Origin of the sequence: Streptococcus pseudopneumoniae, assembly GCF_001072375.1 — a bacterium.
In the GTDB taxonomy this organism is placed as follows: Bacteria; Bacillota; Bacilli; order Lactobacillales; family Streptococcaceae; genus Streptococcus; species Streptococcus pseudopneumoniae_L.
In genome coordinates this window covers 1-5,979 of the sequence record NZ_JVKV01000006.1, presented here as the reverse complement: position 1 = coordinate 5,979, position 5,979 = coordinate 1, and the positions used below count along the sequence as shown (strand labels likewise).

Here is a 5,979-nt window from a genome sequence, read left to right as displayed (position 1 = left end):
CACCTTGCCGTACTCAAGTACAGCCTGCGGCTAGCTTCCTAGTTCGCTCTTTGATTTTCATTGAGTATAAAAAGGCGGTCTTAACCGCTTTTTTCTATTCTAAAACAGATTTTCAAAAACGCTTCCAAACTGTACTGTAATAGAGAATGAAAGTTTCTGAGCACATTCTTATGAAACTATAAGTAAATGTGATAAATTAGGAGTGTAAATTTACTGAATCGTTTTCAAAAAACATATAAAAGCGCTTTTATTATTCATCAAATTAACTTTTAAGGAGAGTTATCATTATGACTCAAGGGAAAATTACTGCATCTGCAGCAATGCTTAACGTATTGAAAACATGGGGCGTAGACACTATCTACGGTATCCCATCAGGAACACTTAGCTCACTTATGGACGCTTTGGCTGAAGACAAAGATATCCGTTTCTTGCAAGTTCGCCACGAAGAAACAGGTGCTCTTGCAGCGGTTATGCAGGCTAAATTTGGCGGATCTATTGGTGTTGCAGTTGGTTCAGGTGGTCCAGGTGCGACTCACTTGATTAACGGTGTTTACGATGCAGCTATGGATAACACTCCATTCCTCGCTATCCTTGGATCACGTCCAGTTAACGAATTAAACATGGATGCCTTCCAAGAATTAAACCAAAACCCAATGTACAACGGTATCGCTGTTTACAACAAACGTGTAGCTTACGCAGAGCAATTACCAAAAGTAATCGACGAAGCTTGCCGTGCTGCTGTTTCTAAAAAAGGTCCAGCCGTTGTTGAAATTCCAGTAAACTTTGGTTTCCAAGAAATCGACGAAAACTCATATTACGGTTCAGGTTCATACGAACGTTCATTCATCGCTCCTGCTTTGAACGAAGTTGAAATTAACAAAGCAGTTGAAATCTTGAACAATGCTGAACGTCCAGTTATCTATGCTGGTTACGGTGGTGTTAAAGCTGGTGAAGTGATTACTGAATTGTCACGTAAAATCAAAGCACCAATCATCACAACTGGTAAAAACTTCGAAGCTTTCGAATGGAACTACGAAGGTTTGACAGGTTCTGCTTACCGTGTTGGTTGGAAACCAGCCAACGAAGTTGTCTTCGAAGCAGACACAGTTCTTTTCCTTGGTTCAAACTTCCCATTCGCTGAAGTTTACGAAGCATTCAAGAATACTGAAAAATTCATCCAAGTCGATATCGACCCTTACAAACTTGGTAAACGTCATGCCCTAGACGCTTCAATCCTTGGTGATGCAGGTCAAGCAGCGAAAGCAATCCTTGACAAAGTGAATCCAGTTGAATCTACTCCATGGTGGCGTGCAAACGTTAAGAATAACCAAAACTGGCGTGATTACATGAACAAACTCGAAGGTAAAACTGAGGGTGAATTGCAATTGTATCAAGTTTACAATGCAATCAACAAACATGCCGATCAAGACGCTATCTATTCAATCGACGTAGGTGACACTACTCAAACATCTACTCGTCACCTTCACATGACACCTAAGAACATGTGGCGTACATCTCCACTCTTTGCGACAATGGGTATTGCCCTTCCTGGTGGTATCGCTGCTAAGAAAGACAATCCAGATCGCCAAGTATGGAACATCATGGGTGACGGAGCCTTCAACATGTGCTACCCAGACGTCATCACAAACGTTCAATACGACCTTCCAGTTATCAACGTTGTCTTCTCAAATGGTAAATATGCCTTCATCAAGGACAAATACGAAGACACAAACAAACACTTGTTTGGTTGTGACTTCCCTAATGCTGACTATGCGAAAATCGCTGAAGCTCAAGGAGCTATTGGATTTACAGTTGACCGTATCGAAGACATCGACGCAGTCGTTGCTGAAGCTGTTAAATTGAACAAAGAAGGTAAAACTGTTGTTATCGATGCTCGCATCACTCCACATCGTCCACTTCCAGTAGAAGTACTTGAATTGGATCCAAAACAACACTCAGAAGAAGCGATCAAAGCCTTCAAGGAAAAATACGAAGCAGAAGAACTCGTACCATTCCGCCTCTTCTTGGAAGAAGAAGGGTTGCAATCACGCGCAATCAAATAATTTCTCTTGTGGAAAATCAAAAGTAAACATTGTAAATTTTATGCTTTGATTTTCTTAGAGAGAAACTTAAAAGATCGGAGAAATCCGGTCTTTTTATGGAGGATAGTAAATGAATTTAAATCAATTAGATATTATCGTTTCAAATGTTCCCCAGATCTGTTCTGACTTGGAGCGTATCTTGGATAAGAAGGCGGACTATGTTGATGATGGTTTTGCTCAGTTCACGATTGGTAACCACTGCCTCATGTTATCACAAAACCATTTGATACCTTTGGAAAATTTTCAGTCAGGAATCATTCTACACATTGAGGTTGAAGATTTGGAACAGAATCAAAAGCGTTTGAAAGAATTAGGAATTGAGATTTTACATGGGCCAGTTGTAACTGATTGGGGAACCGAATCCCTGCTAGTAAGTGGCCCTGCAGGTCTAGTGATTGATTTTTATCGTATGAAATAGGACGCTTAGTCATTTGAAGTTAACCTTAGCTATTTTTAAAACAGAAATTGAGAACATAAACGATTAAAAGATCGGAGCAATCCGGTCTTTTTCTTTCATTTCTGTTAAAATAGATTCATAATGATGTTTTAAGGAGAAAAAAGATGTCAACAACTTTCTTTCTATTATTTGGATTAATGATTTTAGGATTTGCTGCCTTCACCTATTTTATGTTTTCCTATTTTATATTTAGTAATTATAGTAATGTCAAGAGATGTACCGAAAGAACGGAAGGAGTTATTATCCGATATTCCTATGCTCTTTATAATGGGATCAGTCTCCCAGTTGTTGAATACACTGTTGATGGAAACCAATACAAGGTCGTAGGGCCTAAATTTCTATCTGCTATTTCAAATACAATCAGTACTCCCTTAGGTTCAATCGTATCTGATGTAAAAACGGATAGTTTTGAAAATGGTGAAATTCCACAAGTTTTAAGATACAAAGTTAAGGGGAATAGTTTTTTGTCTTATACAAAATCTCCACTTAAAGAACGCTTTCCAATTGGTGGAAAAGTTGCTGTTTATTATGATCCTAAAAAACCAAAACATTCCTATGTAGAAAGACCACTAAGACCTGGGCGATATGCATGGTTGGCAAAATGTTTTATCTATCTCAATGTTTTTATTATGGTTGCTCTAGCTTTCTTTATCATGTTCATTCTTCCAAATCTTATGAAATAAAGCAGTTTTGTATACAAACTTCAACTACCCTATTTGGCTTCTATGTTCATCGTAGAAGCTTTTTTATAAAGAAAATGCTTTTCTTAAAACATTTTTTGGGCTATTTCAGCTTTATTTAAATGTTTGATAGTATAATAGTAGTACTAAATCATGTGAGGTAAAGTGATGACAGAAATACTACAATTTCCAGAGGGCTTCCTTTGGGGTGGTGCTACGGCAGCTAATCAATGTGAGGGTGCCTATAATATAGACGGTCGTGGGTTGGCGAATGTTGATGTTGTTCCAATCGGTAAGGAGCGTGAAGCCATTATCACAGGTCAGAAAAAGATGTTTTCTTTTGAGGAAGGCTATTTTTACCCAGCAAAAGAAGCCATTGATATGTACCATCATTACAAGGAAGATATTGCCCTTTTTGCGGAAATGGGCTTTAAAACCTATCGGCTTTCCATCGCTTGGACAAGAATATTTCCCAAAGGAGATGAAGCAGAGCCAAATGAAGCTGGTCTAGCCTTTTATGAGAATTTGTTTAAGGAATGCCAGAAGTATGGGATCCAACCTCTGGTAACTATCACGCATTTCGACTGTCCTATGCACTTGATTGAAGAATACGGTGGTTGGCGCAATCGTCGTATGTTGGACTTCTATGAGAATCTCTGTCGCACACTTTTTACCCGTTACAAGGGTTTGGTCAAATACTGGCTAACATTTAATGAAATCAACATGATTCTCCATGCCCCCTTTATGGGAGCTGGTCTCTGTTTTGAAGAAGGTGAAAATCAAGAACAGGTCAAATATCAAGCGGCTCACCATGAGTTGGTGGCTTCAGCCATGGCGACTAAGCTTGCCCACGAGATTGACCCAGAAAACAAGGTTGGATGTATGTTGGCAGCGGGGCAGTATTATCCTAACACAGCCCATCCGAGAGATTACTGGGCAGCTATGGAGGAAGATCGCAAGAGTTACTTTTTCATTGATGTTCAGGCGCGTGGGGAATACCCAAGCTACGCTAAGAAGCAGTGGGAGCGTGAAGGAATTGTGATTGAAATGACAGCAGAGGATCTAGACTTATTGAAGAATTATACTGTTGACTTTGTTTCCTTCTCCTACTATGCAAGTCGAGTGGCATCAGGGGATCCAGAAGTTAAAGAATTAACAGCTGGAAATGTATTTGCCTCCCTCAAAAATCCCTATCTAGAATCCTCAGAATGGGGATGGCAGATTGACCCACTTGGGCTTCGAATCACCCTCAATGCCATCTGGGATCGTTACCAAAAGCCCATGTTCATCGTAGAAAATGGCCTCGGTGCTATTGATACACCAGATGAGAATGGTTATGTAGCAGATGACTATCGGATTGCTTATCTAGAGGCTCATATCAAGGCTATGCGAGATGCCATATACCAAGATGGAGTAGACTTGCTCGGTTATACGACTTGGGGCTGTATCGATCTGGTTTCAGCTGGAACAGGCGAAATGAACAAGCGCTATGGCTTTATCTATGTGGATCGTGATAATGAAGGTCATGGAAGTCTCAAACGTAGCAAGAAGAAATCCTTCTACTGGTACAAGGATGTCATTGCCAGCAATGGTGCAAGCATTGAGTAGAACACATTTATTCACTATTTTTATAAAATATTCTCCCTACTTTATAAGATCTGAAAAAGAGTTCAACTGGAACTCTTTTTTTGCTATAATGAGGGGAGAAAAATCAGACAGGAGAATAAAATGTCAGAACCATTATTTTTACAATCAGTTATGCAAGAAAAAATCTGGGGTGGGACTAAACTACGTGATGAGTTTGGCTACGACATTCCAAATGAAAAAATCGGAGAATACTGGGCAATCTCAGCTCATCCAAATGGAGTGTCTAAGGTAGCCAATGGCCGCTATCAAGGAACAGACCTCGCTACTTTGTATGCGGAACACCGTGAGTTGTTTGGCAATCGTCCAGAGCCAGTATTTCCACTTTTGACCAAAATCCTTGATGCCAATGACTGGCTCAGTGTTCAAGTTCATCCAGACGATGCTTATGGATTAGAGCATGAAGGCGAACTCGGAAAAACAGAATGTTGGTACATTATCGCCGCAGATGAAGGTTCAGAGATTATCTATGGCCACAATGCCAAATCAAAAGAAGAACTCCGCCAACAAATCGAAGATAAGAACTGGGATGCCTTGCTGACAAAGGTTCCTGTTAAGGCTGGGGATTTCTTCTATGTTCCAAGTGGAACTATGCATGCTATCGGTGCAGGTATCTTGATCCTTGAAACGCAACAGTCTAGTGATACAACCTACCGTGTCTATGACTTTGACCGCAAGGATGATAATGGCAACTTGCGTGAGCTTCATCTTGAAAAATCCATCGATGTTTTAAATATCGGTGAGCCTGCAAATAGCCGTCCTGTGACTGTTAAAGCAGATGATTTGCGTTCAACTCTCCTTGTATCCAATGAATTCTTCGCAGTTTACAAGTGGGAAATTACTGGAAAAGTTGACTTTGAAAAAACAGTTGATTACAGCTTGTTAAGTGTCTTGGCTGGTCAAGGTCAGCTCATTGTAGACGGTAAGGAATATCCAATCCAAAAAGGTAGCCACTTTATCTTGCCAAGCGATGTTGATGCATGGACTTTGGAAGGTCAAGGTCTAGAATTGATTGTTAGTCATCCATAAAAAGAAAGGGCCTGAGTTCATTATGTACTGACCCCAAAAAGTTAGACAAATAATTATTGAAAGGATT

At 40.0% G+C, this 5,979-nt stretch carries 5 protein-coding genes; all 5 read left to right on the top strand.

Annotated elements, in window-relative coordinates; all coding sequences use genetic code 11:
* The first annotated feature begins 287 nt into the window (after positions 1 to 287).
* Complete coding sequence (spxB, locus tag ADH31_RS00245; RefSeq protein WP_049508150.1) at positions 288 to 2,063, top strand: pyruvate oxidase; 1,776 nt, start codon at positions 288 to 290, stop codon at positions 2,061 to 2,063.
* 109 nt (positions 2,064 to 2,172) lie between these two features.
* Positions 2,173 to 2,520: a VOC family protein gene (locus ADH31_RS00240; RefSeq protein ID WP_049508149.1), complete on the top strand. Its 348-nt coding sequence runs from the start codon at positions 2,173 to 2,175 to the stop codon at positions 2,518 to 2,520.
* A gap of 143 nt (positions 2,521 to 2,663) precedes the next feature.
* The gene (locus ADH31_RS00235; RefSeq protein ID WP_049508148.1) at positions 2,664 to 3,242 is read left to right on the top strand and encodes a DUF3592 domain-containing protein; all 579 of its coding nucleotides are present in this window, start codon (positions 2,664 to 2,666) and stop codon (positions 3,240 to 3,242) included.
* A 165-nt stretch (positions 3,243 to 3,407) separates the two neighbouring features.
* Entirely contained in the window at positions 3,408 to 4,847 is a 1,440-nt protein-coding gene (locus tag ADH31_RS00230; RefSeq protein ID WP_049508147.1) for a 6-phospho-beta-glucosidase, read from the top strand.
* A gap of 120 nt (positions 4,848 to 4,967) precedes the next feature.
* Positions 4,968 to 5,912, top strand: a complete 945-nt coding sequence (manA, locus tag ADH31_RS00225; protein ID WP_049508146.1) for a mannose-6-phosphate isomerase, class I — start codon at positions 4,968 to 4,970, stop codon at positions 5,910 to 5,912.
* Positions 5,913 to 5,979: the final 67 nt, after the last annotated feature.